Annotated in this window: 2 protein-coding genes; both read right to left on the reverse strand. The window is 63.6% G+C overall.

What is annotated here, in order from left to right:
- On the reverse strand, nucleotides 1–249 hold a 249-nt coding region (locus BST12_RS29715), incomplete at its 3' end, for an acyl carrier protein (protein WP_130114892.1).
- Nucleotides 246–321: hypothetical protein (locus BST12_RS35100; RefSeq protein WP_425437441.1), on the reverse strand; the 76-nt coding region annotated here is incomplete at its 5' end. The genes BST12_RS29715 and BST12_RS35100, both read right to left, overlap by 4 nt.

Below are 321 nucleotides of genomic sequence, written 5' to 3' on the forward strand. Positions count from 1 at the left end.
CTCGGGTGCGGCCAGATACGCGGCCAGCGCGTTGATCGTCGGGTGCTCCCAGAAGTCAATCGGCGATACGGTCCTGCCCAGCAGCTCTGACAGTTCGCCGGACAGTACGACCGCGTCGCGGGAGCTGACGCCGAGGTCGGCAAGCGACAGATCGGGGTCCACCTCGTCAGGTGTGCAGCCGATATTGGTTACTAGGTAGTCGATTAGCCAGTGGCGAAGGTCGGCTTCACCACTGATGCTTCCCGTCATACGGCTACGTCCAGCCGCTTGAAGCCGTCGCTGCGATAGCGTTCGACGCAGGCTGACCGCCGGATCTTGCCG

The organism is Mycobacterium angelicum (assembly GCF_002086155.1).
Lineage (GTDB): Bacteria > Actinomycetota > Actinomycetes > Mycobacteriales > Mycobacteriaceae > Mycobacterium > Mycobacterium angelicum.